This window comes from Bifidobacterium asteroides, assembly GCF_030758775.1.
Taxonomy (GTDB): domain Bacteria; phylum Actinomycetota; class Actinomycetes; order Actinomycetales; family Bifidobacteriaceae; genus Bombiscardovia; species Bombiscardovia kimbladii.
Genome location: NZ_CP132384.1, coordinates 2,027,719 through 2,053,755 on the forward strand (window position 1 = coordinate 2,027,719; position 26,037 = coordinate 2,053,755).

Annotated in this window: 19 protein-coding genes, 1 tRNA gene and 1 pseudogene; 9 read left to right on the forward strand and 12 right to left on the reverse strand. The window is 61.2% G+C overall.

Translation table 11 applies throughout. From position 1 onward, the window contains the following. Positions 1–48: 48 nt before the first annotated feature. The 9 genes from RAM15_RS08300 to fbaA all read right to left on the reverse strand — a co-directional run bounded on the left by RAM15_RS08300 (position 49) and on the right by fbaA (position 11,082). Positions 49–741 (reverse strand): helix-turn-helix transcriptional regulator, encoded by a 693-nt coding sequence (locus tag RAM15_RS08300; RefSeq protein ID WP_306221515.1) that lies wholly within the window; start codon positions 739–741, stop codon positions 49–51. Positions 742–852: 111 nt separating this feature from the next. Then, the gene (locus tag RAM15_RS08305; RefSeq protein WP_306221516.1) at positions 853–2,202 is read right to left on the reverse strand and encodes a D-serine ammonia-lyase; all 1,350 of its coding nucleotides are present in this window, start codon (positions 2,200–2,202) and stop codon (positions 853–855) included. A 55-nt stretch (positions 2,203–2,257) separates the two neighbouring features. Continuing rightward, complete coding sequence (locus RAM15_RS08310) at positions 2,258–3,604, reverse strand: GntT/GntP/DsdX family permease (RefSeq protein ID WP_306221517.1); 1,347 nt, start codon at positions 3,602–3,604, stop codon at positions 2,258–2,260. A 168-nt stretch (positions 3,605–3,772) separates the two neighbouring features. Continuing rightward, a complete protein-coding gene (ilvC, locus tag RAM15_RS08315) occupies positions 3,773–4,822 on the reverse strand; it encodes a ketol-acid reductoisomerase (RefSeq protein WP_015022635.1) in 1,050 nt (349 codons plus the stop codon). Between the two features lie 266 nt (positions 4,823–5,088). Then, positions 5,089–6,345, reverse strand: coding sequence for an MFS transporter (locus RAM15_RS08320; RefSeq protein ID WP_195760154.1), 1,257 nt, complete (start codon positions 6,343–6,345; stop codon positions 5,089–5,091). Between the two features lie 399 nt (positions 6,346–6,744). After that, positions 6,745–7,713, reverse strand: a complete 969-nt coding sequence (locus RAM15_RS08325) for an FAD:protein FMN transferase (protein ID WP_306221518.1) — start codon at positions 7,711–7,713, stop codon at positions 6,745–6,747. 9 nt (positions 7,714–7,722) lie between these two features. After that, positions 7,723–9,024, reverse strand: coding sequence for an adenylosuccinate synthase (locus tag RAM15_RS08330; protein WP_029678349.1), 1,302 nt, complete (start codon positions 9,022–9,024; stop codon positions 7,723–7,725). A 142-nt stretch (positions 9,025–9,166) separates the two neighbouring features. Next, positions 9,167–10,021, reverse strand: coding sequence for a CPBP family intramembrane glutamic endopeptidase (locus RAM15_RS08335; protein WP_306221519.1), 855 nt, complete (start codon positions 10,019–10,021; stop codon positions 9,167–9,169). Continuing rightward, a complete protein-coding gene (gene fbaA, locus RAM15_RS08340; RefSeq protein ID WP_306221520.1) occupies positions 10,018–11,082 on the reverse strand; it encodes a class II fructose-bisphosphate aldolase in 1,065 nt (354 codons plus the stop codon). Before fbaA ends, RAM15_RS08335 begins: the two co-directional genes overlap by 4 nt. Positions 11,083–11,356: 274 nt before the next feature. Here fbaA and RAM15_RS08345 point away from each other — a divergent pair, with 274 nt between their 5' ends. From RAM15_RS08345 to rlmB, 5 genes are all read left to right on the forward strand, one after another. After that, positions 11,357–12,349, forward strand: a complete 993-nt coding sequence (locus RAM15_RS08345; protein ID WP_306221521.1) for a nucleoside hydrolase — start codon at positions 11,357–11,359, stop codon at positions 12,347–12,349. A 13-nt stretch (positions 12,350–12,362) separates the two neighbouring features. Beyond that, on the forward strand, positions 12,363–13,766 hold the full coding sequence (locus tag RAM15_RS08350; protein ID WP_045925037.1) for an MFS transporter: 1,404 nt from the start codon (positions 12,363–12,365) through the stop codon (positions 13,764–13,766). Positions 13,767–14,612: 846 nt separating this feature from the next. Continuing rightward, positions 14,613–15,194 (forward strand): dCTP deaminase, encoded by a 582-nt coding sequence (dcd, locus tag RAM15_RS08355; RefSeq protein ID WP_045925038.1) that lies wholly within the window; start codon positions 14,613–14,615, stop codon positions 15,192–15,194. Between the two features lie 107 nt (positions 15,195–15,301). Then, entirely contained in the window at positions 15,302–16,072 is a 771-nt protein-coding gene (locus tag RAM15_RS08360; protein ID WP_306221522.1) for a carboxymuconolactone decarboxylase family protein, read from the forward strand. A gap of 114 nt (positions 16,073–16,186) precedes the next feature. After that, positions 16,187–17,179: a 23S rRNA (guanosine(2251)-2'-O)-methyltransferase RlmB gene (gene rlmB / locus RAM15_RS08365; protein ID WP_306221523.1), complete on the forward strand. Its 993-nt coding sequence runs from the start codon at positions 16,187–16,189 to the stop codon at positions 17,177–17,179. Positions 17,180–17,597: 418 nt separating this feature from the next. Here rlmB and RAM15_RS08370 read toward each other — a convergent pair. From RAM15_RS08370 to RAM15_RS08380, 3 genes and pseudogenes are all read right to left on the reverse strand, one after another. Beyond that, a pseudogene (locus RAM15_RS08370) lies at positions 17,598–18,959 on the reverse strand (DUF4032 domain-containing protein); the annotation flags it as partial. A gap of 172 nt (positions 18,960–19,131) precedes the next feature. Next, the gene (locus tag RAM15_RS08375) at positions 19,132–20,259 is read right to left on the reverse strand and encodes an ABC transporter ATP-binding protein (protein WP_306221524.1); all 1,128 of its coding nucleotides are present in this window, start codon (positions 20,257–20,259) and stop codon (positions 19,132–19,134) included. 203 nt (positions 20,260–20,462) lie between these two features. Continuing rightward, complete coding sequence (locus RAM15_RS08380) at positions 20,463–20,861, reverse strand: carboxymuconolactone decarboxylase family protein (RefSeq protein ID WP_306221525.1); 399 nt, start codon at positions 20,859–20,861, stop codon at positions 20,463–20,465. A 176-nt stretch (positions 20,862–21,037) separates the two neighbouring features. Between RAM15_RS08380 and RAM15_RS08385 the strand changes: the two genes are divergently transcribed. The 4 genes from RAM15_RS08385 (at position 21,038) to RAM15_RS08400 (ending at position 26,016) form a co-directional block, all read left to right on the forward strand. Continuing rightward, positions 21,038–23,041: a serine/threonine-protein kinase gene (locus RAM15_RS08385; RefSeq protein WP_306221526.1), complete on the forward strand. Its 2,004-nt coding sequence runs from the start codon at positions 21,038–21,040 to the stop codon at positions 23,039–23,041. Positions 23,042–23,102: 61 nt separating this feature from the next. Then, positions 23,103–24,026, forward strand: a complete 924-nt coding sequence (locus tag RAM15_RS08390) for a DsbA family protein (RefSeq protein ID WP_306221527.1) — start codon at positions 23,103–23,105, stop codon at positions 24,024–24,026. A 109-nt stretch (positions 24,027–24,135) separates the two neighbouring features. Next, positions 24,136–24,209: transfer RNA gene (locus tag RAM15_RS08395), tRNA-Thr, on the forward strand. A gap of 403 nt (positions 24,210–24,612) precedes the next feature. Next, positions 24,613–26,016 (forward strand): G5 domain-containing protein, encoded by a 1,404-nt coding sequence (locus RAM15_RS08400; RefSeq protein ID WP_306221528.1) that lies wholly within the window; start codon positions 24,613–24,615, stop codon positions 26,014–26,016. Positions 26,017–26,037 lie beyond the last annotated feature (21 nt).

Here is a 26,037-nt window from a genome sequence, read left to right on the forward strand (position 1 = left end):
TATATTTCAAAATTCATATAAAGTTAATCGAGACACAGGGGTGGGCCATTACACCATCCGAAGGTATCTATAGGCCGTGGACTCCGAGATGGACAGCAGTCTGGCAACCTTCGCCACGGAACCCTTGATGTTGAAACAACCCTGCTCATTCAACCGCCGTATAGCGCCAAGTCGCTGTTCAGGACTCAATTGATCAACCCTCGCCCCTGCCTCGACGCAGGTTTGATCGATTACCTGTTCTATGACATCATCCGCTGAAGCTACCAGGTTCTCTTCCTGCTGCTCGGAGTCATTACGATCAGAGACGGGGAAGTACATATCCTTCAACTGTTCGACCATATGCTCGATAGCCAGCAATGGCGCTTGATCGCTGTTAATGCACAGTGCTCCAACAATCTTCCCTCGGTGTCTTATCAGGTACGTAGAAGAGACAAGTAGGTTCTTATTGGTGGAAGACCTTCCCCGGTATCCAACCACGTAATCACTGCCATCAGGTGTTCCATCGCGCACAAGACGAAGCAAAAAATCGGTCGCCGGAGAACCGACTTCCCGCGAAGACACCTGACCATTAGCTATGGCAATGATCGAGTTCTTCGTATTGGCAACATCATGCAACACCACTTCGGTTCTCGGTCCTAAAACCTCACCAAGAAAATTGACCAAAGGGATATACTGTTTCAGATATTGAGCATCATCTGCCGAATCAGACTCCTGATCGACTGTCCTGGCATTATGCACCATATGCGTTCACCCCATCGCATCTGTATACAACCATATTTCACACATACCTACAAAGGTCAGAGGGTGCCCTCCCAAAACGCTAACACCCTCCGACCTGTTACGGCAGTAGTTCTAAAGCAGGCTCTCTCCTTTGGCGATATAGTCGGACATCTCATCCCGGGGCACCATGGACCCGCCGGTGCACCAAGCTATATGAGTCGCCCTGGCCATAGAAGCATCATCCAATCCGATCTTTCTGATGTACTCCCTGTCGCTCAGGACTCGCCATGGTCCCACAAATCCGGCAGCAGCCGAGGGCTCGATATCTATGCCTGATGCATCATGAAGACTGGCCTCGATACGGAAGAGCTCATCATCATCTATCGTGAGGAACCCGTCCACCAGACCTTGCATGGCCTTGCCCACAAATCGAGATGGGCGTCCACAGGCCAAACCATCAGCTGCAGTCACATTATCGATTCCGAAGTCCTGAACGCTTACCTCATCATGCAGACCAGTGTAAGTGCCCAGGAACATGGATGGACAATGGGTTGGCTCAGCAAAGATGCAATGCACAGCATCACCGAAGACCGTCTTGAGCCCGAAAGCCACACCACCAGGAGAGCCACCAACTCCACAGGGCAGGTAGACAAAGAGAGGATTATCCTGGTCCACTCGAACATCATAGGTACGCAGCTGGCCCGCCAAACGCCTTCCAGCTACAGCATAGCCCAGGAAGAGGGTGGTGGAATTCTCATCATCGATGAAGTAAGCCATGGGATCGGACTGGGCCTCTTTCCTGCCAGACGCAACTGCGACCGAATAGTCCGATTGATATTCATAGACATGAACACCATTGGCGCGAAGCTTGTCTTTTTTCCATTGTCTTGCATCCGCCGACATATGCACACTGGCATCAAAGCCCAGAGCTGCGCTCATGATGCCGATGGACAGCCCCAGGTTACCAGTCGAACCGACTGCGATCTTATACTGGCTGAAGAATTTCTTCATAGCGGGCGTCGCCAGCTTGCGATAATCATCATCGATAGTCAACAGTCCGGCATCAATGGCCAGATCCTCGGCATGCTTAAGTACCTCGTAAATGCCGCCTCGCGCCTTAATGGATCCGCTGATAGGCAATTCGCTGTCCAACTTAGCCCACAGCTGCCCCGGCAACTGTTGACCATATCGATTGCCCAGCGCTGCAGCCAAGCCCGGAACCGCGACGAGCGGCGATTCTATGATCCCCATAGAACTCGCTGTGGCCGGGAACAGCTCCATAATCAGCGGTGCAAACCTTTTCAATCGATCTGCAGCGTCGTCAACATCTGTGACCGTCAGGCCCACACGCTCAATTCCATCTTTTGCAGGCAAAACCTGATCATTGAACCAGGTCGTTTCTTGCTCCTGCATCAGCTCCTTCAAGAGCGGCAGGTCACTGATCCATTGCGCAGCCGTCTTTCCATGTATCAATTCATTCATGATTCGACTCCTTTTTTATTCTCGCCAAACAGTTGTCGTTTATCGGCCGATCAAGTTAAACGACCAGACTCAGCAGCAAAGTAACTCCTAGAGCTATAACAGATGTGATCGATGTGCCGACAGTCAGCGTCTTGTAAGCCTGTGGAACGCTTATATGCAAATATTCCTTGACCATCCAGAACAGAGAATCAGTCACATGCGTCAGCCCAATGGCGCCGGCTCCAATGGCCAGAGCCAGAATCGCAGGCGAAAGGCCGGGATTCGCCGTCAGCATGGGCAACACGATCCCAGCAGCGCTGATCATGGCCACAGTGGCAGAACCGACAGCGAAGTGCAGTATCAAAGCTATTAGCCAGGCCAGGATGATAGGACTGACCGGCAAATGGGAGAAAGCCTTCGCCAGACCGGGCGCGACACCCGAAGCCGTCAACACCGCATTGAAAGCCCCTCCAGCTCCGATGATCAGCAGAATTCCACCGATCGGGCCGAAGGAACCGTCGGTTATTTCTTGCAACTGCTTCAACCCGAACCCTTTGCTTAGCCCGAGGGACCAATAAGCAAACAGGAGAGCAATGGTCAAAGCCGAGATCGGGTTTCCGATGACATTGATCCACTTCATCGCCAAGGTGTCACCCGGCAGCACCCGTTCGCATATGGTTCTGGTCACCATGATCAACAGAGGCAGAAGAATGGTAAGCAAGGTGATGCCGAAACCAGGAAGCTCCTTCTCGCTCTTTTCGTCAAAAGAGCCCATGCCGCCTTCTTCGTCTTTCATCAGAGCAGGGTCATGTGCTGGTATGGCAAAATGCGCAAACAAGACTCCGCCGACGAGAACGGAGGGGACCGCAACGCACAAACCCAGTAAAATCACTGTCCCAATATCGGCATGCAAGGTCCCTGCGATTGCCGTAGCGGCCGGATGAGGCGGAAGAATACAGTGCACCACCATCAAGGAAGTAGCCAAGGGAATGCCAATTTTAAGCCGTGATATGCCCGCCTCTTTAGCCACCACAAAGACCAAGGGCACCAGAAGAACAAAACCAACCTCAACAAAAACCGGTATCCCGCAAATCAAGCCAAGCAAGGCCATGATGATTGTTGCATGCTGTTTGCCGAACACCCGCAGCATGGTCTGCGCCAACCGCTGAGCCCCGCCCGAGACCTCCAGCAATTTACCCAGAACAGCCCCGAATCCAATGATCAATGTAAGAAATCCCAGGGTATCCCCAACACCCTTTTCTATGGTATCGGTGATTTTATCCAAAGGCACCTGGGTCACAAACGCCACAAAGAAAGCCGCAATCAACAGAGCGAGTGATGGATGCATCCGGACCTTGACGATCAGTAACACAATTAGAGCTATGGCAATCAATAAGACCACCAAAAGCGGACCAGTATCCATGACAACTCCTTTGTTTCCAGAACACCAAGTAAATAAAATTTTACTGTTGTAACTATTTATTGTCAAACACAGTGACAAATCTCTCTAGGAATATGTCAACATCAGGTCAAAAAAAAAATCGCCGCCACAAAGACGGCGATTCGCAAGAGGCCATAGACCTCCTAGAGGTCACTGCACCTGGGAACGGGCGATCTTGCCGGTGAAGGACTGGGCCTCGTCGGCATCCTTGACGTCCTTGTTCCAGGAGAACATGGCGCGCAGCTTGGGGCCGACTTCCTCGATCTTCTCGTGGGAGTACTTCTCCTGCAGCTCCTTGAACTTGGGGGCGCCGGCATCCTGGTCGTCGATGAACTCCTTGGCGAAGGAGCCGTCCTGAATGCGCTGCAGCTGGTGGCGCATCCTGTCCTTGGTGGACTCGTCCACCACGGTGGAGGTGAAATCACCGTACTGAGCGGTGTCGGAGCAGGACCAGCGGGCCTTGTTCAGGCCGCCCTCGTTCATCAGGTCGACCAGCATCTTGAGCTCGTGGCAGACCTCGAAGTAGGCGATCTCCGGCTGGTAGCCAGCCTCGGTCAGCACCTCGAAGCCAGCCTCGACCAGGTGGTTGACGCCGCCCATGAGCACATCCTGCTCACCGAAGAGGTCGGTCTCGGTCTCTTCCTTGAAGGTGGTCTTGATGGCGCCGGCGCGCAGGGCGCCCAGAGCCTTGGCATAGGCCAGGGTGATGTCCCAGGCGTCGCCGCGCGGATCCTGCTCCACGGCCACGACCACGGGCACGCCACGGCCAGCGACATACTCACGACGGACGATATGGCCCGGGCCCTTGGGGGCCACCATGAAGACCGGGTGGTCGGCGCTGGGCTTGATGTAGCCGTAATGGATATTGAACCCGTGGGCGAAGGCGACAGCCGCACCCTCCTTGATGTTGGGCTCGATGTCGTCCCGCCAGATGTTGCGCTGGTACTGGTCAGGGGCCAGGATCATGACGATGTCGGCCTCCTTGGTGGCCTCGGGCACGGTCTTGACCTCCAGGCCCTGCTCCTTGGCGAAGGGCACCGACTTGGAGTTGGCACGCAGGCCGACCACAACGTCCACACCGGAATCACGCAGGTTCAGTGCATGAGCATGTCCCTGGGAACCGTAGCCGATGATGGCCACCTTCTTGCCATCCAGAACCGAAAGGTCCCCATCCTTCTCATACCAGATCTGTGCTGCCATTATCTACACTCCTTTATGTGCGGTCCAACCGGACCGGCTCTTCCAGGCCGGGGGAACGCAAAATACTGTGAATTCCTGTTGTTGTTCCAGGCGGACGATGCTCTTCCGACCGGGGCGACGGATTTTGTCCTTGACCCCGATCCGTACCCTATGGATACGGTATGCCTCCAACCATACTCGTGATATGGCCAGATGGACTGTCCGCAATTCGTTGTTCGGACACCGGCGCGATTCGAGGAACCGGCCGGCGGGATGCATCCCAAGGCTTACTTGGTGAAGTCCACATCCTTGGTTTCGTGGCAGGTCAGCACTGCCACCAGGCAGCAGACCGCCATGACGGCCAGGTAGAGCCCGACCGAGCGCACTCCCCAGTGGGAGGAGAGCCAGGTGGCGATGGTAGGCACGAAGGCCGCGCCCACGATGGCCGCCAAGTTATAGCCGATGCCGGAGCCCGAGTAGCGCACGTTGGCGTCGAAGAGCTCCGGCAGGAAGGCGCCGATAGGCCCGAAGGCGATGCCCATCAGGGCGAACCCGACGCAGAGGAAGACCATGACCTGGAAGGTGTTGTGATGGGCCATGAGCAGGTAGGGGAAGACCAGGCTGAAGACCACCAGCATGACGGAGCTGCCGATCAGCACCCGGCGACGGCCGATGCGGTCCGCATAGACGCAGGCCAGCACGATGAAGAGGGCGAAGACCAGGATGGAGACCATGAGCATAAGCAGGTACTCCTGGTTGGTGAAGCCCAGTCCGCCGCCGCCCTGGGACTTGGGCTTGGTGCCGTAAGCCAGCGACCAGGTAGCCAGGGTATAGAAGAGCGTGTAGGTGACTGCGACCAGGAAGGTGGCCTGGAGCACCTGGCGCCAGCTCTTGCGGAAGACCTCCAGCAGCGGGGTCTTGACGACCTTCTGCTGATCCAGGGCCATCTGGAAGATAGGGGTCTCCTGCATGGAGACGCGCACAGCCAGACCCACGACCACCAGGATGGCGGAGAGCAGGAAGGGCACGCGCCAGCCCCAGCTCAGCATCTGCTCGGGGGTGCAGAACATCTCCAGCAGGAAGTAGGTTCCGTTAGCCAGGAAGAAGCCGATGGGGGCGCCCAGCTCAGGGAAGGAGCCGTAGAGCGCCCTCTTGCCTTCCGGGGCGTTCTCGGTGGCCACCAGGGCCGCGCCGGACCACTCGCCGCCCAGGCCGATACCTTGCACGAACCGGCACAGGCAGAGGACCACCACGGCCCAGAGTCCCCAGGTGGCATAGGTGGGCAGGACGCCGATCAGGACCGTGGAGCAGCCCATGGTCAGCAGGGAGACCACCAGGGTGGTCTTACGCCCCTGGCGGTCCCCGAAGTGTCCGAAGATCAAGGATCCCAAGGGCCGCGCGATGAAGGCGATGGCAAAGGTCAGCAGGGAGGCCAGCAGAGCCACGGTCGGATCGGTCTTGGGGAAGAAGAGCTTGGGGAAATAGTTGGCCGAAGCCGTCCCGTAAGCGTAGAAATCGTAGAACTCGATGGCCGTGCCGACCATGGAGGCCCCGATGACTGTGCGAACCGAGCTGCGGGTCACACGGGTGCTGCCGGGCGCGGACGCTGCCGGGGCCGGGGAAGCAACACTGACGTCGTTTGCCGTCACTTCATCTCATCTCCTTATAGAAAAACCCCGCTGTCGGCAGGGTCTGATGCGATGAAGCCTATGCGTCCAGCCCCGCCTTCCGACGGGGTCGAACAATGAAGATTGTCGAGTCAGTCCGCCGGTGAGGACGGGCTAATAATTCGTGCGGACACGGTGCCGAATCGGCGGGTGTCTGACAAGCTGGTCATCACGGCGAACCTCCCTTCATCATCCTCGAATCGGATGCGTTCTCTGCACATCCGCATTGCTGCCGACCATAGGCCTGACACCGGCTTGCTCAACGAGACAGGTCCACTATGTGGACGGATGGTTATTGGAGCCAGTAAAGAACCAACCAGGAAATTCGTCTGAGACCACGGCCTGACGGTCGGCATACATCAGGGCGCAGGAGAAGGAAAATCCGGCGGCCAGCACATCCGGCGGCACTAGGAAGAGGGCGGTGGCCAGACCATCAGCCAGGCCCGTGGGGTGTTCATTGTCCTTTTCTCCGGCCACCACCCAGGAGGCCAGCACACGGTCGACCGGACGGCCGTCGATGGCGTCCAGGATGTGGTGAAGTGCTGTCAATCCCGCCGCTGCGGCCTCCTCGGACCGGTCGGTCCAATGGCGACGGCTGGGTGCCGAGGCGCACAAGGAGCCGCGAGACAGCTCGATCCGACCTACGCCTGCCGACAGATCACCGGGATCCTCCATGGCGATGGGGACCGGGTGAGAGGTCCGCATACGCATGTCGCCGCCGGCATCGATCAGGTACTCTTCGACCCGAGGTTCGAGTAGATCGGCAATGAGGTCTACCAGATAGCCCTTGCCGACTGCCCCGAAATCAAGACTGACTGGGCCGGCAGTCATAAGGACAGCACCCTGACGCCTGAGGTCATCACCCCAGGTCGGTCGCCCGTGGATCCGTCCCAGATGACCGGCGGCATCGGCCTGCAGCCGGAAGGTGGGCTGTCTTCCGTAGCCCAGACGGGTCAGGTCCTCGCCCACCATGGGGTCCAGGGCCCCGTCAGTGGCGGTATACAGCCTGTCATATAGGTCAAAGAGTCCTTGACAGTAATCCGGAAAGACGAACCTGCCCCCGTGACAGGCCTGGGCCATCTGCGCAGGTATGGCATCCTGCCTGAACCGTGACAGGGCCCGCTCGTAATCCTCGATCAGATCGGCAATGGCATCATGCAGCCGTTCTCCCAAAGGTCGATTCGTGGAGATGATGATTCCCGTACCCACCGCCCCCGGGAAGGCGGTCAGGCAGGGCAGACCCATGGAAATTCCTCAGTCGATCAGGGAGTGGATCTGCACGATCTGGTCGCGGCCCGGGCCCGAGCCCACGGCCGAGATGCGGCAGCCGGACAGGTCCTCCAGGCGGTGGATGTAGTCCTTGGCCTTGGTCGGGAACTCCTCGAAGCTCTTGGCGCCGGAGATGTCCTCGCGCCAGCCCGGCAGCTCCTCGTACACCGGCTGGGCGGATTGGAACTCGGCCTGGTCCACGGGCATCTGATCCACCCTGACCCTGGAGCCGTCGGAGCGGGTGATGTCGTAGCCCACGCAGACCGGGATGGTCTCCAGACCGGAGAGGACATCCAGCTTGGTCAGCACGATGTCGGTCAGGCCGTTGATCTGCACTGCATAGCGGCTGACCAGCGCGTCGAACCAGCCGCAGCGGCGGGAGCGGCCGGTGGTCACCCCGTACTCGTGGCCCTGACGGCGCAGCCATTCGCCCTGCTCGTTGTCCAGCTCCGTGGGGAAGGGCCCCTCCCCCACACGGGTCACATAGGCCTTGGCCACGCCGACCACCCGGTCGATCTTGGTCGGGCCCACGCCGGTGCCGGTGCAGGCGCCCCCGGCTGTGCAGTTGGATGAAGTGACGAAGGGATAGGTGCCATGGTCCACGTCCAGCATGGTGGCCTGCCCCCCCTCGAAGAGGACATTCTTGCCCTGCTCCAGGGCCTGGTTGAGCATCAACGAGGTATTGGCCACGTAGGGCTTGAGCCGCTCGGCGTATCCCGCCAGTTCTTCAACGGTGGCCTCCACCTCGATGGCCCGGCGGTTGTAGAGCTTGACCAGCATCTGGTTCTTCTGGTGCAGGCTGGCCTCCACCTTGTCGCGCAGATGGTCGACATTGAACAGGTCATGCACGCGAATGCCCACACGGTTGATCTTGTCGGCATAGGCCGGGCCAATCCCGCGGCCTGTCGTGCCGATCTTATGCTTGCCCAGGAAGCGCTCGGTCACCTTGTCCAGCGTCCGGTGGTAGGGGGCGATGATGTGCGCGGACTCGCTGATCCTCAACCGGCTGCAATCAACGCCGCGGGACTGGAGCCCATCGATCTCCTCGAAGAGGGCGGCCGGGTCGACCACGACGCCGTTGCCGATGACCGGGGTGATGGCCGGGTGAATGATTCCCGAGGGCAGAAGATGGAGGGCGTACTCCTGATCGCCCACGACCACGGTATGGCCGGCGTTGTTGCCCCCGTTGAACCTGGCGACGTAGTCCATGTGCTCGCCGATCAAATCCGTTGCCTTGCCCTTGCCCTCGTCGCCCCACTGGGCCCCGACGATCACGATTCCAGGCATACGATGCTCCTTATCCGCTGGTCGCCATCCAAAGAAAACAAAGGCAGACCATCCATAGACGAGCCTAACCCTACGTATGGAGCTGGAGGTCTTCCAGACCTTTCACATCAGCATGGGTAGATCCGAAATTGGAAAAGTCTGGTCAGGTCCTGGATCCGATCATGGTGTCCCGGCCCCGACAGAGCAGGAAGACCACACTGACGAACAGCCCTAGGATGACCGGAATCAGGGATGCTTCGATGCCGAATGATCCACCGGTCAGCAGGGTCGGCCCCTGAACCTTCATGACCATGAAGCCGCGTATATCCTGGCCGGAGACCGGAATTCCCAAGAGGGCCTCAGTGAGGTTCCACCCTATATGAAAGCCTATGCAGATCCAGAGATTATGCCTGGATACCATGATGGAACCCAGCATAAGACCGGCTTCGATGGCTATGGCTAGACACGAGAAGAGGGTAGCCCCAGGGTTGAGAGCATGCATGAACCCGAAAAGAAGCGAAGTCAAAATCAGAGCAGGTACCCATCCCAGCCAGCGATCCAAAGCATGGAGAGCCACGCCCCGCATTATGAGTTCTTCAAAAACCGACGCGCAAGCCAGAACTCCTAAGGTCAGGATCTGGGAGACGCCGAATGGGCGGAAACCATCCACCCTGTAAAACCCAAAGATTATGAGGATGAAAGCCGAAAGAGCCATCAATCCGAGGCCGATGCCCAGTCCGCCCAACAAGGAGACGAAGAAACCATGGGCCGTCAACTCGGTAGGCTGACGTCCGGCCCACCTCACCATGACAACTTTGGCATAGAACCAGATGCCGAAGCCCATGAGGAGGATGGCGACCAGCAGCACCAGCCATTGGGCCCATAAGGGACGGCCGGTCATCGGGGTCGTTGAGGAATCGAGCATCAGCAATACGCCGAACCCGAGCAATCCCCAAGCAGCAGTCTTGTGTATTCCCTGTCTGGGCGGGCGTGAATTGGATTGCGTATGCCGTTTCATCTCATGGCCCGCCCTGCGCTGCCCAGCTGCTGGCAGGCTTCGACTACACGAGCCGCCATCCCGTCCTCGGCCTGGCGCCCCCAGGAACGGGGATCGTACTCGCTCTTGTCGCCGACCTCCCCATCAACTTTCAGAACCTTGTCGTAATTGGCGAACATGTGCCCTGCCACGGCCCTGGTGAAGGCGTACTGGGTGTCGGTATCCACGTTCATCTTGACCACCCCGTGGGCGACGGCCGAGGCGATCTCCTCCGGCTGCGAGCCAGAGCCCCCGTGGAAGACCAAGAGGAAGGGCTTGTCGGCAGGGGCGCTCGGGGCGGGGATGCCGCCAACCTCCCCATCAGATATTGCCTTGGCGGTCCTGGCCTGGATCCGCCCCAGCAGGTCGGGCCTGAGCTTGACCACACCGGGCTTGTAGGACCCATGCACGTTGCCGAAGGTAAAGGCCACCATGTAGCGGCCGCGCTCGCCCAGACCCAGGGCATCAACCACCTTGGGACCGTCCTCGGGCGAGGAATAGAGCCGCCGGTCGATAGCAGCCGAGTGACCATCCTCCTCGCCGCCGACAGTGCCCACCTCGATCTCCAGTACGGTGTGGGCAGCGCGGGACAGCTCCAGCAGCTCCGCGGCCGTGGCCAAATTATCCCTCAGGGGCAGGCTGGAACCGTCCCACATGTGCGACTGGAAGAGCGGATCCTGACCGTGAGCCACCTGATCCTTCTCGTAGGCCAGCAGGGGACGCACCCACTCGTCCAAGTATTGCGGGGCGCAGTGGTCCGTATGCAGGGCCACGGTGATGCTCGGATAGCGGGCGACCACCTCATGGGCGAATCTGGCAAAGGCGATGGAGCCAGCCACCCGGTCGGCCAGACGCTGTCCGGACAGGTAGGCGGCGCCTCCCACGGAGACCTGAATAATCCCGTCAGACTGGGCCTCATCCAGCCCCTGCAGGGCCGCGTTCAGAGTCTGGCTGCTGGTCACATTGATGGCGGGATAGGCGTAGGACCCCCGTCTGGCCGCATCGAGCATTGCCGCATACCGTTCAGGAGTCGCTAAAGTCATACCCTCATTATCGTCGGTTGCGCGGAAAAGCGGCCGGTCACTCGCAGCTGCAGACATCACCGATGGATTTGCAGGTCTCTGCCCTGATGGCGAACACCCCGCGACGCACTTTGACAAGCCTCCGAGCCGCAGGTAGTTTAGCTCCGTACAGTTTGATGAAACGTTACATCAAACAGGTTGTTTGTTTCACGGCAGTAACGAATCAGCCTAGGGAAGGCACGACATAGGTAAGCAGAGGGTTGGGGCTGCCCATCCTTCTGGGAAGGAGACCAACGTGTCAGCAAGCAAGGAAACCGTCCGCAAGATCATCCTGGATCTGGACACTGGCATCGATGACACGCTGGCCCTGTCCTACGTCCTGGGTTCCCCAGACGCCGAACTGATCGGGATCACCGGCACCTACGGCAACGTAGTGCTCGACCAAGGTGTCGACAACGATCTGCGGCTGCTGGCCATGTATGGCAGGGAGGACATCCCGGTCTTCAAGGGAATCGATCACCCCAGCACGGCCGAATCCTTCAGCGTTCCGCCGGACTCCGAAATCTTCCACGGAGCCAACGGCACCGGCAACATTGAAATCCCCGCACGCACCGACCGGCAGGCCAGCCAGCAGAGCTCGGTGGACTTCATCATCGACGCGGTCCGCCGCTACCCCAAGGGCGAGCTGGTCGTGGTGCCCACCGGCGCTCTGACCACCATCGCCGCCGCCCTGGAAAAGGCCCCCGACATCGTCGACCGCATCAGCATTGTCATGATGGGCGGCACGCTGACCCAGCCGGGCAACGTAGGCCCCTTCGCGGAAGCCAACATCAACCAGGATCCCGAGGCCGCCAACCGGGTCTTCGCCACCACCGCAGACATCACCATGGTTGGCCTGGACGTGACCACCCAGGCGCTGATGAGCCGCGAGGACACTGAGGCCCTGCGTGCCACAGGCACCAGCGCCGGCCGCTTCCTGGCAGACATGACCGACTACTACATCGACATCAGCGAAAAGGAGAGCGGGGTCTACCTGGGCGGCTGCAACCTGCACGACCCCCTGGCCGCCGCCGTGGCCATCGACCCCAGCCTGGTCACCACCTTCGCCACCAACCTGATGGTCGAGACCGAGGGGCCACAGCGGGCCCGTACCATCGGCGACCCCAGCAGGCTCCTGGACCCGGTCAAGAACACCAAGGTGGCCCTGTCAGTCGACACCGAGCGGTTCACCCGGCGCTTCATGGACAGGCTTCTGACCCTGGTGCGCAAGACCGAGAGCGAACGATAGAAGGACGGCAGTCATGAGCGAATCCATCACCACCGAGGCTACCGAAGCGACCGTGGACGAAAACCGCCGCAGCACCAAGCGGGCCCTGCCGGCCCTGCTGACCATCTTCCTGCTGGGCACACTGATGATCCAGGCCTTCAACCTGGTCTTCCAGAACGTGGGCGACTCCCTGGGGATGTCCGCCAACGCCTCGCTGATCAGCACCCTGCCCGGCATCGTCCTGGGCGTGGTCTGCATGCTCTACGGAACCCTCTGCGACTACATCTCCCCCCGGAAGATGACCCTGTTCGGCGTGGGCGCCCTGATCATCGGCAGCCTCCTGGGCTTCTTCGGCGCATCGAACTTCTGGGCCGTGGTCCTGGCCCGCATGATCCAGACCGCGGGTGGCCAGGTGGCCGGCTCGGTCTTCCTGGTCATGGCCATGAAATACCTGAGCGACAAGGAGCGCGCCTTCTATCTGGGCATCTTCAACGCTGTCTACTACGCATCCTCTGCCGTGGGCATCTTCGCCGGCGGACTGATCACCTCCATCGATTGGCGCTACCTCTTCCTGGTGCCGCTGGTCTCCGTTCTTTTGATCCCTCCGGTGCTCAAGTACACGCCTGACACCGGCATCAAGGGCGAGCGCATCGATGTCTTCGGCATCGCCCTGTTCGCGCTGATCGCCGGATTCGTAGCCGTCTACTTCTCCTTCCCGGCCACCTGGATGCTGGGAGTGCTGGCCATCCTGATCCTGATCTTCGCCGGCTACGTCTGGAAGGGCGCCAACCCCTTCCTGAGCCGCGGATTCGTGACCAACGGCGCCTACATGGCTGTCCTGCTGGCCCTCTTCGTCTTCTACTTCTTCAACTTCGCCTGCGTGCCCATCTACAACGTGATCGGCGACCGCATCTACGGGATCTCCCTGAGCCAGGTCTCCCTCTGCCTGACCATCGTCTACATCGTGGCCACCCTGGTGGGCTGCCTGTCCGGAGTCATCATGAACGCCATGGGACGCCTGCCCATGCTGATTCTGTCTGCCCTGCTCATGATCGCCGGAGCTGCAGGTTCGGCCCTGATGCTCACCTCGGGCTTCTGGGTTCTGACCGCGCTGGCCTCGGTCTTCATCGCCGGCATCACCATGTCCTACACGCCTCTCTACGACTCCTTCTCGGCCACCCTGCCGGTGGACCAGAATGGACGCGGCATCGGCATCGGGGATCTGATGATGAACACCTCGGCCTCCATCGGCATGGCCGTCTACAGCGGACTCATGGCCAATCCCCAATTCGGGTCGCATGCACTGGCGGGCGTCAAGACCGGCATCCAGGCCCAGGTGGCCAACATGTTCTGGGTCATGGCGCTGGCCGCCCTGCTGGCCCTGATCATCGTGGCCGTCTTCCACAAGGCCATGTCAGCCAAGGCTCCCCAGGAGTGAGGCTGGTGTGACCCACACATTCTTGGTCGGATAGCCGCACGGCCCGGTCCGCTCTTCCCAGCCTTGGGAATGGGTCAGGTCCAGGCCCGGCACCCGGCCGCGCGAACCGGGGAGGAAGCGGAGTTCGGACTGCTTTCGGCATTGTGATAGTCCCCCTCTTCCCTCAGCCGCCGAAGGCAAGAAGATCGCCGCCCCTCCCCCCGGTGGAGGACCCCCGTCATAGCCATAACTGACGGGGGTTCTTCCATATCTTCAGCTCCTGTCTTCAATTCTGTGCCTACGACTCGGGCCGTACACCGAAACATAATTTATATAGACATCAGAGAAGAGGAATCTGAACCAGAGAATGCGAGTGCCCGGAACTTTCGAACCCATCTTGGAGATCTGCCGACCATGAGTCTCAAATCCAAAGGAGATGGAAGCTCAAGGAACAGAAGCCCGGCCCGATCAAACACTAGACGTCTCATGGGTTTGCGAACGCCCTACTGTCCTGCAATAAGCCTCAACGAACTCAATCGAGCCATTGGCCAGGTGGTTTCACGTGAAACGTCGGCACACTGATCCTTCCCCCAAAATGAAGAGAACCCGGCGGTGCTTGAACACCGCCGGGCGAGAGAGAAGAAAGGGAAATCAGTTGTCGGACGGAGGTCAACCGCCCGTTCGGTTTTTGAGCCGATATCTATAGTAAAGAACAGCTACCTTGTAGTGACGATAGTGTTATCTGAAAATTCTCTGTGAATCCGGCCAGGTCAGAAAGCGGGCATAGGGCCGGTTAGACTGGATTCCGGATGGTTTCCCGTCAGAGGAGAGACCCTCGATCAACGAACCTGAAGGAGATACCTAGGCATGTTGCTCAGCGACCATGACATCCTGGATGCCCACCAGGCAGGACACCTGAATCTGGACCCGTGGACGCCTGCCATGGTCCAGCCCTCCAGCGTGGACGTGCGCCTGGACCGCTACTTCCGGGTCTTCAACAACCATCAGTACACCTACGTGGATCCGGCAGAGGACCAGGGCGCACTGACCGAGCAGTTCGAGGTGCCCAAGGACGAGCCCTGGATCCTGCATCCAGGCGAGTTCGTTCTGGGATCCACCTGGGAGTACGTCAAGCTGGACTCGACGCTGGCCGCACGGCTGGAGGGCAAGAGCTCCCTGGGCCGTCTGGGCATTCTGACCCACTCCACCGCCGGGTTCGTCGATCCGGGCTTTGAAGGGCACATCACCCTGGAGCTGTCCAACGTGAGCACCCTGCCGGTCAAGCTCTGGCCTGGCATGAAGATCGGCCAGATGTGCTTCTTCCAGCTCTCCTCGCCCGCCCAGTACCCCTATGGATCCAAGCACAACGGCTCCCACTACCAGGGCCAGCGCGGTCCGACCCCTTCCCGCTCCTACGTCAACTTCTACAAGGCCGACGTCTCGGGCTGACTGCCAGCAGCCGCTTCCGCCATCACCTTGACTTCGAGCGCACTCGAAGGGGTATAGCTGAACCTGCCGGAATGACCCGGCCAAGATGACGGCAAGGAGATCAACCCATGGCAATCAAACAAACGGCGGGCCACGACCAACTCGGTCGGCTCGCACCACAATTCGCCCACCTCAACGACGATGTGCTCTTCGGCCAGGTCTGGTCCCGCGAGGACGAACTTTCGGCTCGGGACCGCAGCATGATCACCTGCGCAGGTCTGATGAGCATGGGGCTCTTCCCCCAGTTGAAGAGCCATATGGCCATGGCCAAGGGCAATGGCGTTACCCGCACTGAAATGGTGGCGCTGATCACCCACCTGGCCTTCTATGCGGGATGGCCCAAGGCATGGTCGGCTTTCGACCTGGCCAAGGAGGTCTATGGTGAGGGCGACAGCGACGACGAGAACCAGGATACCGCTGCAACCCCATCTAAAGCCGGGACTGAGCCGGATTCAGGGCCCTATCCATTGGGAGATTCGGCAGACGGACCCAACTTCACCGGCCATGTCTGGCTGCACCCCCTGACCGATCCGGACGCGGAATGCTCAGCCAGCAATGTGACCTTCGCACCCGGATGCGTCAACCGTTGGCACACCCACCCGCATGGTCAGCTCCTGATCGTCACCGCCGGGCAAGGGTGGGAGCAGGAGGAAGGCCATCAGCCGCGCAGACTGGAACCAGGTGATGTGGTCTTCTGCCCGGCTGGCGTCAGACACTGGCACGGGGCTTCAGGCCGGTCATCCATGGCCCACATCGCCGTCACCCCGGCATCGAAGGGACAGTCCCCGGTCGAGTGGATGGAGTTCCCAGATCCTGATCAGGTAGCCGCTCTGGGATGACCCGCACGGCCGGTCTGCGCGGCCTGAACGATAAAGGTAGAGCGTGTCTTCACCCTGCAGATGTTGAGACCGACAGACAGCCAACCGGTTCCCGCCTGCCTTTACACTGAAGACATGGCTAACAAGAAAGGCCCGACCAAGGGTTCGGGCGGCAAGCACCGCAACAAACTGCGCGGCCGGGGGCCTACCCCCAAGGCCGAGGATCGCGTCTACCACAAGGCCTATAAGGCCCGGCAGGCGGCCCAGCGCAGGCAGGCGGCCGATCCACGTCTGGCAGCCCGCCGCCGGGCCGACCGGTTCACCTCTGATTCCGACGATCTGGTCATCGGCCGCAACGCAGTCCTGGAAGCCCTGCGTGTAGGAGTCCCGGCCAGTCAGCTCTATCTGGCCGCCCGGATGGAACACGACGACAGGACCAGGGAGATCGTGCGGCTGGCAGGACAGGAGGGACTCAACCTGCTGGAAGCCGACCGTCTGGAAATGAACCGCATCGCCCGGTCCAGCAACCACCAGGGCGTGGTCCTCAAGGTTCAGCCCTACCAGTACGCCTCCCTGCAGAGCCTGGTCGACAGGGCCGAGAAGCACGCGGCCGCCCTGGAAGGGGCCGACCAAGCAACCAGGGTTGCCGCCCGCCCGCTGTTCATCGCCCTGGACGGGGTCACCGACCCACAGAATCTGGGGGCAGTGATCCGTTCAGCCGCGGCCTTCGGAGCCTCGGGGGTGGTTCTGCCCGAGCGTCGCAGCGCCTCGGTCACAGCTGCAGCCTGGAAGGTGTCTGCCGGGGCCGCCGCCCATCTGCCCGTGGCCCGTGTGGTCAATCTGACCAAGGCCATTCAAGGACTCAAGGAGCACGGCTACTATGCGGTCGGCCTGGACGGCGCAGGCACCACCACAGTGGGCGAGACAGGCTTCGAAACCGATCCGCTGGTGGTGGTCCTGGGCTCCGAGGGCAAGGGGCTGAGCCGCCTGGTCCGAGAGAACTGCGATGCCCTGGCCTCCATCCCCATCTCCAGCTCGGTGGAATCCCTGAACGCTTCGGTGGCGGCCGGCATCAGCCTGTACGCCGTAGCCATGGCACGCCGACGGTCCGCCAGCCAAGCCAAATAGCCCCAGACAGGCACCGGCAATCTGAAGACGGGCAGACCCAAGCGGCAACAGCCTGCGCGCCTCAGCCAGCATGCAACAGACCGGTGTCGCACAAACTCAAGAGTCAACTGGAGGCCCAGACCGCATCGTCCTGATCGTCCTCATCGGCAGCCGCATCCAGGCTGCCGGGGGCGTAGACCGATCTCAGCGAGCCTCGGCCGCCATTCTCGTCTTCAAAGGCTGGTTGCGACGGCACCTCCTCGCCTGCCCGGTCACGATCCTTCTGGGTGCCCGCTCCGGTCTGGCCTCCAACACTGGTTTGGTCAGTCATCCCACTGTTGGCTGCGTCATGGCCCCCCGCTTCATGGCCATTTGCATCCTTGTCAGTCTGATCACGGGCAGTTTGCTTACTCTGACCAGCCTGGGCATGGGCGTCCTGCCAACTCATCTCGTCATCGACCACCCCGGCGTCGGCCTCTTCGTTGATGGTCTTCATGTCCTCGGAGTCCAGCCGGTACTCGGGCAGGGACTCGCTGATGTAGCTCTGCACGGCCTCGGCCATGGGCACGTCGTGGCCGGCCTTCTCGGCCATCAGCCAGCGGTGGGTAAGCACCTCATGGAAGAACTGGGCCGGTTCGATCTGCGAGCGGTATTCCGGCGGGATCATGCGCACGGTGGGCTCGAAGACCTCGCGCATCCAGTCGGTGGCCACAATCTCCAGGTCCTCGCCCTGCCGCCAGGTGGATGCCCGGTAGGCATCCAGATCGTTGAGCAACCGCCGGGCCTGGTTCTCCTGCACATCCAGACCGGTCAGCCTCAGCAGCTTGCGGGAGGCGTAGCCGGCATCGACCACCCTGGGGCGCACCAGCACCCGATTGCCGTCCTCCTCGGTCTTCATCTCCAGCTCGTCCACGTCGAAGCCCAGATCGTTGAGCCGGTTGACGCGGCGTTCGATCTTCCACATCTCGTCCGGATCGAAGCTGTCCACGTCCGTCAGGGCGCTCCAGAGGGAGTGGTAGCGGTCCACCAGCCGGTTGCCCACACCGACCTCGTCCACCTCGCCGGCCAGCAGGTTGCCGGAATCCAGATCCATGAGCTCGCCGATGATGTTGGTTCTGGCCAGGTCGATGTCGTACTCGCGCTGACCGTCGGTCAGGCTGGCGTGCAGATCGCCGGTCTCGGCATCGACCAGGAAGGCCGAGAAAGCATCGGCGTCGCGCAGGAAGAGCACGTTGGACAGGGAGACGTCGCCCCAGTAGAAGCCGGCCAGATGGAGCCTTACCAGAAGAACCGCCAGAGCATCGATCAGCCGCTCGGCCGTGTCCGGACGCAGGTTGCGGGCAAAGAGGGCACGGTAGGGCAGCGAGAACTTCAGGTGCTGGGTGACCAGCATGGCCTCAAGGGGCTCGCCCTCGCGAGTGTGCCGACCGGTGACCACGGCTATGGGGTTGACCGTAGGCAGCTCCAGCTTTTGCAGCTTGCGCAGGAGCTCGTACTCACGCTCCGCCACCCGCTGGGTGATCTCCTTCATGGCATAGACATCGTCGCCCACGTGGACGAAGCGCACCACGTGCCGGGATATGCCTCTGGGCAGGTTGGCCAGCAGATCCCGGGGCCAGGTGGCCAGCGGCCTCTCCCAGGGCAGGGTGAACATCCTGGGGTTGGAGCTGGTGGCTGTGATGTGCAGGGCTGCCGGCTCCCGCTCGGAGGAGGGGTCGGCTGTGGTCTTTATCGAGGTGGCTTTCATGGCGCGGGGGTCCAGAGAGGAGGCCGTCGCCCGGTTGATATTCACGCTAGTCATGCTTCATCCATCCCATCGCCGCCCATCCTATACGGGAAGAGCCCCGCACGGATGCGCCGCGCGGGGCTCCTGGTCACCCGGTCGAACAAGGAAAGGAGATGATATCAATGATCGATACAGGCCCTGCGGACCGGCGGGAAACCGTGGCCGAACCGCAGGGTCGCAGGAAGACTCAGTTCAGCCGCAGCTCGCTGGCCGGGGAGAACAGGTGCATCTTCTCAGGATCGATGTGGATCTTGACCACGTCGCCCACCTTGGGCAGGTCGCGCGGATTGACGCGGATGGTGGTCAACTTGTTCTGGTCAGACATGACGATGGCCTGCTCAGCCGCGCTGTTGTCGGTCAGAATGTTGCCGTAGATGTAGCCGTCGGAGCCTAGATCCTCCACGTTGGCCACCTTCAGGGAGAAGGCATCCGGCTCGTCGGCACCGGCCAGAGAAGCATTCTCGGGACGGAAGCCCACGACGATCTTGCCCTGGTCGTCGGGGGTCAGCTTGTCGACGGCTTCGCGCGGCAGGCTGATGGTGTCCTCGCCGATCTTGGCCTGCCCGTTGACCACGGGGTGGATGTTGATGTTCATGGAGGGCGAGCCGATGAAGCCGGCCACGAAGACGTTCTCGGGCCGATCGTAGAGCTCGGTAGGCGCACCCACCTGCTGCAGGACGCCCAGCTTGATGACGGCGATCCTGTCGCCCATGGTCAGAGCCTCGGTCTGATCGTGGGTCACATACAGGGTGGTGACGTTGAGCTGACGCTGCAGGGCGGCGATCTGGGTACGGGTCTGGACACGCAGCTTGGCGTCCAGGTTGGACAGAGGCTCATCCATCAGGAAGACCTTGGGCTGACGCACAATGGCGCGCCCCATGGCCACACGCTGACGCTGGCCACCGGACAGAGCCTTGGGCTTGCGGTCCAGGTACTCGGTCAAATCCAGCACCTCGGCGGCCTTCTCCACCCGCTGGCGAATCTCATCCTTGGGGGTGCCGGCGATCTTCAGGGCGAAGCCCATGTTGTCGGCCACGGTCATATGAGGGTAAAGGGCGTAGTTCTGGAAGACCATGGCGATGTCGCGGTCCTTGGGCTGCATGGTCGTCACGTCCTTGTCGCCAATCATGATGCGGCCCTTGTTGACCTCCTCAAGGCCGGCCAGCATGCGCAGGGTGGTGGACTTTCCGCAGCCGGAAGGCCCTACCAGAACAAGGAATTCACCGTCTCTAATGTCCAGACTGAGGTCACTGACCGAGGGCTCATCGTTGCCCGGGTAGATACGAGTGACGTGGTCGAATACCACTTCTGCCATTATTCATCCTTTCATCGGCAGGTACGTGCCGAACGATCCGTAGTGAAGGGGTTGATGTTCACTGTGGTTTCCGTCCCGGGGTCAACACCGACATCGGTATGGCCATGCGACGGTTTTCTATTTTGTGGTTAAGAGAAACTCTCCCTTGAGCCAGTGCCCACTATACACCAAGGTCTGAATTCGACGTGTGAACCCTTGCCGACTCAATCCTTGGGCTTGTCGGAATCCTCAGCATCGCGCTCGAAGACCGTCCTGGCCACGTTGATCGCATTAATGACCCTCGGGAAACCCACGTAGGGAGCACATTGGAGTATGGCTTCAACCACGGCCGCCTTGCTCAGCCCCACATTCAAGGCCCCCTGTATGTGAACGGCCAACTGCGGAGCCGTGTCGCCCTGCGTCACCAGGCTGCCTATGGTGACCAGCTCACGCTGCTGAAGGTCGAGTCCCTTCCGGGTGTATATGTCGCCAAAGGCGAATTCGACAATCCAACGGCCAAGGTCCGGCGCTATATCCTGAAGAGAGTCGATGACAGCCTGGCCACCCTTGCCATCGATGGCGGCCAAGGCCTCAGATCCCTTTTCAAAGCGCGAAGCTTCCATGAAGCCCCTTCTTTCTTGATATTTGGATGTTTCCCCAACGATAATATTGTATCAACGCCTGTTTATGCATTATGCCGCTGGCTCCGATCAGGCTGCCAGATTCCCAGCGGCCGAGGCCGCGAAACAGCAGAGGCCACAATCAGGTCCTTTTCAAGCAGTCGGGGCACAATGGAGATATGAGCGATCTTGAGGGTTTGGACCTGAAGCCGGGACGGCTGGTCGGGGGCTACACCCTGATTGAGCCCCTGGGCGGCGGCGCCATGGGTTCTGTCTGGCGTGCGCGGGATGGCGGGGGCCAGGACTACGCCATGAAGATCCTGCGGGAATCCCTGGAGGAGGACGAGCAGACCTCGCCAGACAACTCTGATGAACGGGACCGCGCCTCGGCCCGCGAGCGCCTGCGACGCGAGGCTCTGGCCCTGCAACGGATCCGTCATCCGGGCGTCTGCCGGATCGTGGATATGGAACTTGATGATGCCCTGGCTTTCATCGTGACCGAACTGATCGAGGGGCGCAATCTTCGCGACGACGTGGCTGTCAACGGCCCCTATCGGGGCGACGATCTGGAGCGGCTGGCACGGAAGCTGACCGATGCCGTCGCAGCCGTCCACCAGGCGGGCATCGTCCACCGGGACATCAAGCCCACCAATGTCATGATCTCGGTCTCGGGGCCGGTGCTGGTGGACTTCGGCATCGCCATGGGCCAGGGGCAGAGTCATGTGACCCGGACCGGGCTGGTCATGGGAACCCCCGGCTTCATCGCCCCGGAGATCATCGACGGAGCCGAGGCCGACCAGGGAACCGACTGGTGGAGCACGGCCGCTGTTCTGGCCTATGCGGCCACCGGACGTGCGGTCTTCGGCGACAAACCCATGATGGCGGTCCTGGAACGGGAGGCCTCGGGCAATGCCGACCTGTCCGGACTTCCCACCGGCACCATGAGAGCCTTGCGCTCGGCCCTCTCCCCCGATAGGAGTGCGCGTTGCACGCCCGAGGAGCTCCTGGAGGCCATCGGCCAGGACGCCATGGATCCGCAGGCCTGGCAAGGGGAGCAAGACGATCAGCAACCCAACAAGGGCGGTCAGGGGACGATGCGCCCTTTTGGCGGCGACTCTTCGGAGGCTGAGGGGCAGGCCGACGCGCCCACCATGGTCGTTGAGCCGGCCACCATGCCCATGCCGCCGATCACCCAGGCCGATCCAGACAGTCCGCGGACGGCCTGGTCACGACCTCCGACAGATAACGGAACCGATGAGCAGACGACCCTTATGCCCGACTCGGAACAGCCCACCAGCCTTTTGAATCCCCTTCCAGCAGCCCAGGAGCAGCAGGAGCAGACGCAGACCTGGCAGGATCTCCAGCCAGTAGCCGATCGTCAAGATCTCCAAACCACCACCGTCCAGGATCCGCTACCGCCGGCACAGCCCCTACCCAGCGGATACGGCAATGACGCAAACGCCCACTGGTTGGGAGACCAGCCCCCTGCCCAGATGCGACGTCTGCGCTACCTGAAGGCCGGAACCCCTTGCCTGGTCATGCTGGGAATGTTCCCTGCCCTGCTGACAGCACTGGCTCCGGTTTCGGCCCTGGCAACCGCCGGAATCCTTCTCTGGGCCCTGAGCACTGCCGGATGGAGCATCAAAGCCCAGATCGAACGCGAGCTGCGCCGCGACGGCCCTCGGCGGAGCACCGACCGCCTGCTGAACGCAGCCGCCCTCCCCTGGCACCTGCTCAAGGGCCTGGCGGCCGCCCTGCTGCGCCTGCCGGGCATGATCCTCGTCCAGGCTTTGGTGGCTCTGCCGCTGACCTGGGCGGGCGCCCTCACCACCGTCCACGCAGGCCTGACCCTGGGCGAGCACCTGCTGGCCCTCCCCCTGCCGGCGGCCAGGCCGCTGTCCGCCGGCGGACTGGCCATGGCCCTGGCGACGCTGGCAGGCTGGCTGTTGACGACCCTGCCGACGCAGAACCGCTCTGCCCCCAAGGCCAACAGCGGCAACATGGTCCTGCGGCTGGCGGCGGGTCGCATCCCCATGGGCCGCCAGGATCCCACGGCGCCGGGCAACCCCCGCCGCAGGTGGATCCTGCTCCTGATCTGGCTGCTGATTATTGCCGTCCTCCTGGCCGGGCTGATCGCCCAGCCCTCCATGGACTGGGCCCCCATCCACCTCCTGCGCGCCTAAGGCCGCGCTCCACCCCTGGCGGCTACACTATGCTCAGTACGCCAAGGAAAGGATCCAGGTCATGTCCAAGGGCAAGCAGAACCGCAAGGCCGCGCTCAAGGCCCAGGAAGAGGCCCGCCGGCTCCAGGAGGCCAAGGAGCGCCGCCAGCAGACCATGATCGGCGTCATCGTCACCGTGGCGCTCGTCGCGCTGATCGCTCTGGGCGGATTCCTGTACTGGCGCAGCCATCGCCCGGTCAAGACCCAGGACCTGGAGCAGGCTCGTCAGGCCGTTGCAAAGGTCAAGGAAAAGCCCTCGGCCGCCAACGACCAGGGCGGCTTTCTGATCAGCTCCCAAGGGCTGGGCAAACCGGTGGCCAAGGCTCCGACGGTGGAGATCTACATGGACTTCATGTGCCCGGGCTGCGGCGCCCTGCATCGCGGGCTGGACTCCACCCTGACCGGTCTGGTGGATGCCGGGCAGATCAACCTGGTCATCTATCCCATGAGCTTCATGGACAGGCTCTCCACCGACAACTACTCGACCAGGACGGGCACGGCCACCATCTACGTGGCCCAGCACGATCCGGACCACCTGCTGCCCTTCATCGCCAATCTCTACGCCAAGGACTTCCAGCCGGACGAGTCCGACTACCACCCCGTCAGCAACGACAAGATCCGTCAGCAGGCCATCAAGGCCGGGGTTGATCCCAAGGTTGCTGACCAGGCGCTCAAGGGCCACTACCAGGCTTGGATCAAGGCCATGGACACCTACACCCCCCTGCGCAAGGAGCTCTGGAATCCCTCCGGGTCCAACAAGGGGCAGATGACCACGCCCACGGTCCGCATCAACGGCAATTACTGGGAGCTGGGCAACCTGTCCCAAGCAGGTCTGGACTACCGCTCGGGCCTGCTCAAGGCTCTGGGCCTGGACCAGTCCAAGGTGGGTGTCAAGGGCGCCATGCCCGCCATCGGCGCCTCCGGCCAACCGCGCTCGCTGGACTGAACCGGGCAGGTCGAGAGAAATTTCGCGTCCAGCGTCCCCCTTGGGGGCACGGTGATGGTACGATATCATTCCGTACCGCGGCCCGGAGCTGTAATGGACCACCGGGACCGCCTCCTTAGCTCAGTTGGCCAGAGCAGCCGCCTTGTAAGCGGCAGGTCGTCAGTTCGACTCTGACAGGAGGCTCTACGCCAGGAACGAACCATAAAATCCGATTATTCAGCTTTGTCTCCGGGCAGGCTATAATGATGGACATTACCTGGATAATTGCAAATACTTCCCTCGAGTAAGTCATTTCGGAGGCTCGTTCTCCGAAGTACGAACGGAGCTTTTCCCCAACCATCTCCGTTCGTATTCGAGGACGGGATCATTCCCCTTCATTCCCGTCCTCTTGACGTTGATCCGCCGGCCCAGGGCCCGGGTCTTGAAAAGCCGACTGACCGATGACGGTCAAGTCGGCTTTTTTATTGCCACCCGTCTGTGACAAATGTGGATGTTTGCCCGACCTTGCTGATTGTCTGGCTTGGCTCCATGCCCGCGCCGCTAGAATTGCCAGGTACAGACAAGGCAGGAACGGGGAGGCGAGCACATGGCCAGACGCTGGACGCCGCGGCGTTTCGTCGTGCTCAGAAGGATCCGCGTGGCCTCCTGCGCACTCCTGGTCGTTCTGGCCATGGTCCTGGCCTTCGGCATCACCGCACGCAAGAGCGTGGCTTTAAGCGTCAACGGCCAGACCAAAATGGTGACCACCTACGCCTACAGCGTGGACGGCCTGCTGCGCCAGCAGGGGATCAAGGTCAAGACCCACGACCTGGTCGATTCCAGCTCCGGAGGCCAGCTGCGCAACCATGCGGCAGTCACCGTACGTTCCGCCTATCAGACCACCATCGTCATCCAGGGCCAGCGGGTGCCCTTCTGGACCACAGCCACCAGCATGGACCAGCTGCTGGGATTCTTCGAGGAGAACCGCAAGCAGGCCATGAAGGTCACTGTGGATATAGGCAACGTCTACAACCAGCTGACCGGCGGTCTGGTCATCAACCAGGCGGGGCCGGTCACGGTCATAGCTGACGGGAAGACCTCGGTGGCCCCCGACGGCAAGCTCCCAGCCGCCTCCATCCTGGACTCAAAGGGCATCGTGCCAGGCAAGGAGGACCGGGTCAGCGTGGAGCGCGACCAGGGCGTCACCGTGCTGCGTGTCCGTCGGGTCACCCACGGGAACACCCAGAAGACCATCCCCCTGGCCTTTGCTACACGTACCGTGGTCGACCCAAACCTGGCGCCAGGCCAGACCCAGATCCGACAGGAAGGCGTAGCCGGCCAGCGTCTGCAGACCATCCAGGTCACCTATGTGGACGGACAGGCAGAATCGGAGCAGGTCGTCAAGGAGGAGACTGTGGCCATGCCAGTGGATCAGGTGGTGGCCGTCGGCCCTGACAAGCCAAAGGAGGGGCAGAGCAGCGGGCAGCAGTCCAAGGACAAGGGGTCCGATCATGCCAAGGACACTTCCTCCCCAAGCGCCTCGCCGAACAAGGATGCGCAGTCGGGAAAGACAACTGCCACGCCCCCGCAGGCATCACAGCCATCAGGCTCGAATGCAACGACCAAGCCGGATCCCCCGAGTCAGGCCGAAAACACACCAGCCCCGCCGCCATCGCCAAGCCCATCGCCAAGCGGCCTTTGGCATGCAGGACCCGGCGTAGCCCAAGCCTATGCCTCGGGTGCAGCTGCTCAGCGCGGATGGACAGGTTCGCAATTCGATGACTTGGTGAAACTCTGGAACAAGGAGTCAGGATGGCAATGGGATGCCGAGAACCTTTCCGGTGCCTACGGCATCCCCCAAAGCCTGCCGGGCTCTAAAATGAGTCAATTCGGTGCCAACTGGCGTGACGACGCTGCCATCCAAATCGACTGGGGCCTCTGGTATATCGGCCAACGATACGGAAACCCCAGCACGGCCTGGCGCCACTCCGAGCAGTACAACTGGTACTGACCCCCCTACTACATTCACGAG

Excerpts from the sequence above, each read along its gene's own strand:
- RAM15_RS08300 (WP_306221515.1), bottom strand. The coding sequence starts at position 741 with ATGGTGCATAATGCCAGGACAGTCGATCAGGAGTCTGATTCGGCAGAT.
- RAM15_RS08305 (WP_306221516.1), bottom strand. The coding sequence starts at position 2,202 with ATGAATGAATTGATACATGGAAAGACGGCTGCGCAATGGATCAGTGAC.
- RAM15_RS08310 (WP_306221517.1), bottom strand. The coding sequence starts at position 3,604 with ATGGATACTGGTCCGCTTTTGGTGGTCTTATTGATTGCCATAGCTCTA.
- ilvC (WP_015022635.1), bottom strand. The coding sequence starts at position 4,822 with ATGGCAGCACAGATCTGGTATGAGAAGGATGGGGACCTTTCGGTTCTG.
- RAM15_RS08320 (WP_195760154.1), bottom strand. The coding sequence starts at position 6,345 with ATGGTCGGCACGGCCATCGAGTTCTACGATTTCTACGCTTACGGGACG.
- RAM15_RS08325 (WP_306221518.1), bottom strand. The coding sequence starts at position 7,713 with ATGGGTCTGCCCTGCCTGACCGCCTTCCCGGGGGCGGTGGGTACGGGA.
- RAM15_RS08330 (WP_029678349.1), bottom strand. The coding sequence starts at position 9,024 with ATGCCTGGAATCGTGATCGTCGGGGCCCAGTGGGGCGACGAGGGCAAG.
- RAM15_RS08335 (WP_306221519.1), bottom strand. The coding sequence starts at position 10,021 with ATGAAACGGCATACGCAATCCAATTCACGCCCGCCCAGACAGGGAATA.
- fbaA (WP_306221520.1), bottom strand. The coding sequence starts at position 11,082 with ATGACTTTAGCGACTCCTGAACGGTATGCGGCAATGCTCGATGCGGCC.
- RAM15_RS08350 (WP_045925037.1), top strand. The coding sequence starts at position 12,363 with ATGAGCGAATCCATCACCACCGAGGCTACCGAAGCGACCGTGGACGAA.
- dcd (WP_045925038.1), top strand. The coding sequence starts at position 14,613 with ATGTTGCTCAGCGACCATGACATCCTGGATGCCCACCAGGCAGGACAC.
- RAM15_RS08360 (WP_306221522.1), top strand. The coding sequence starts at position 15,302 with ATGGCAATCAAACAAACGGCGGGCCACGACCAACTCGGTCGGCTCGCA.
- rlmB (WP_306221523.1), top strand. The coding sequence starts at position 16,187 with ATGGCTAACAAGAAAGGCCCGACCAAGGGTTCGGGCGGCAAGCACCGC.
- RAM15_RS08375 (WP_306221524.1), bottom strand. The coding sequence starts at position 20,259 with ATGGCAGAAGTGGTATTCGACCACGTCACTCGTATCTACCCGGGCAAC.
- RAM15_RS08380 (WP_306221525.1), bottom strand. The coding sequence starts at position 20,861 with ATGGAAGCTTCGCGCTTTGAAAAGGGATCTGAGGCCTTGGCCGCCATC.
- RAM15_RS08385 (WP_306221526.1), top strand. The coding sequence starts at position 21,038 with ATGAGCGATCTTGAGGGTTTGGACCTGAAGCCGGGACGGCTGGTCGGG.
- RAM15_RS08390 (WP_306221527.1), top strand. The coding sequence starts at position 23,103 with ATGTCCAAGGGCAAGCAGAACCGCAAGGCCGCGCTCAAGGCCCAGGAA.
- RAM15_RS08400 (WP_306221528.1), top strand. The coding sequence starts at position 24,613 with ATGGCCAGACGCTGGACGCCGCGGCGTTTCGTCGTGCTCAGAAGGATC.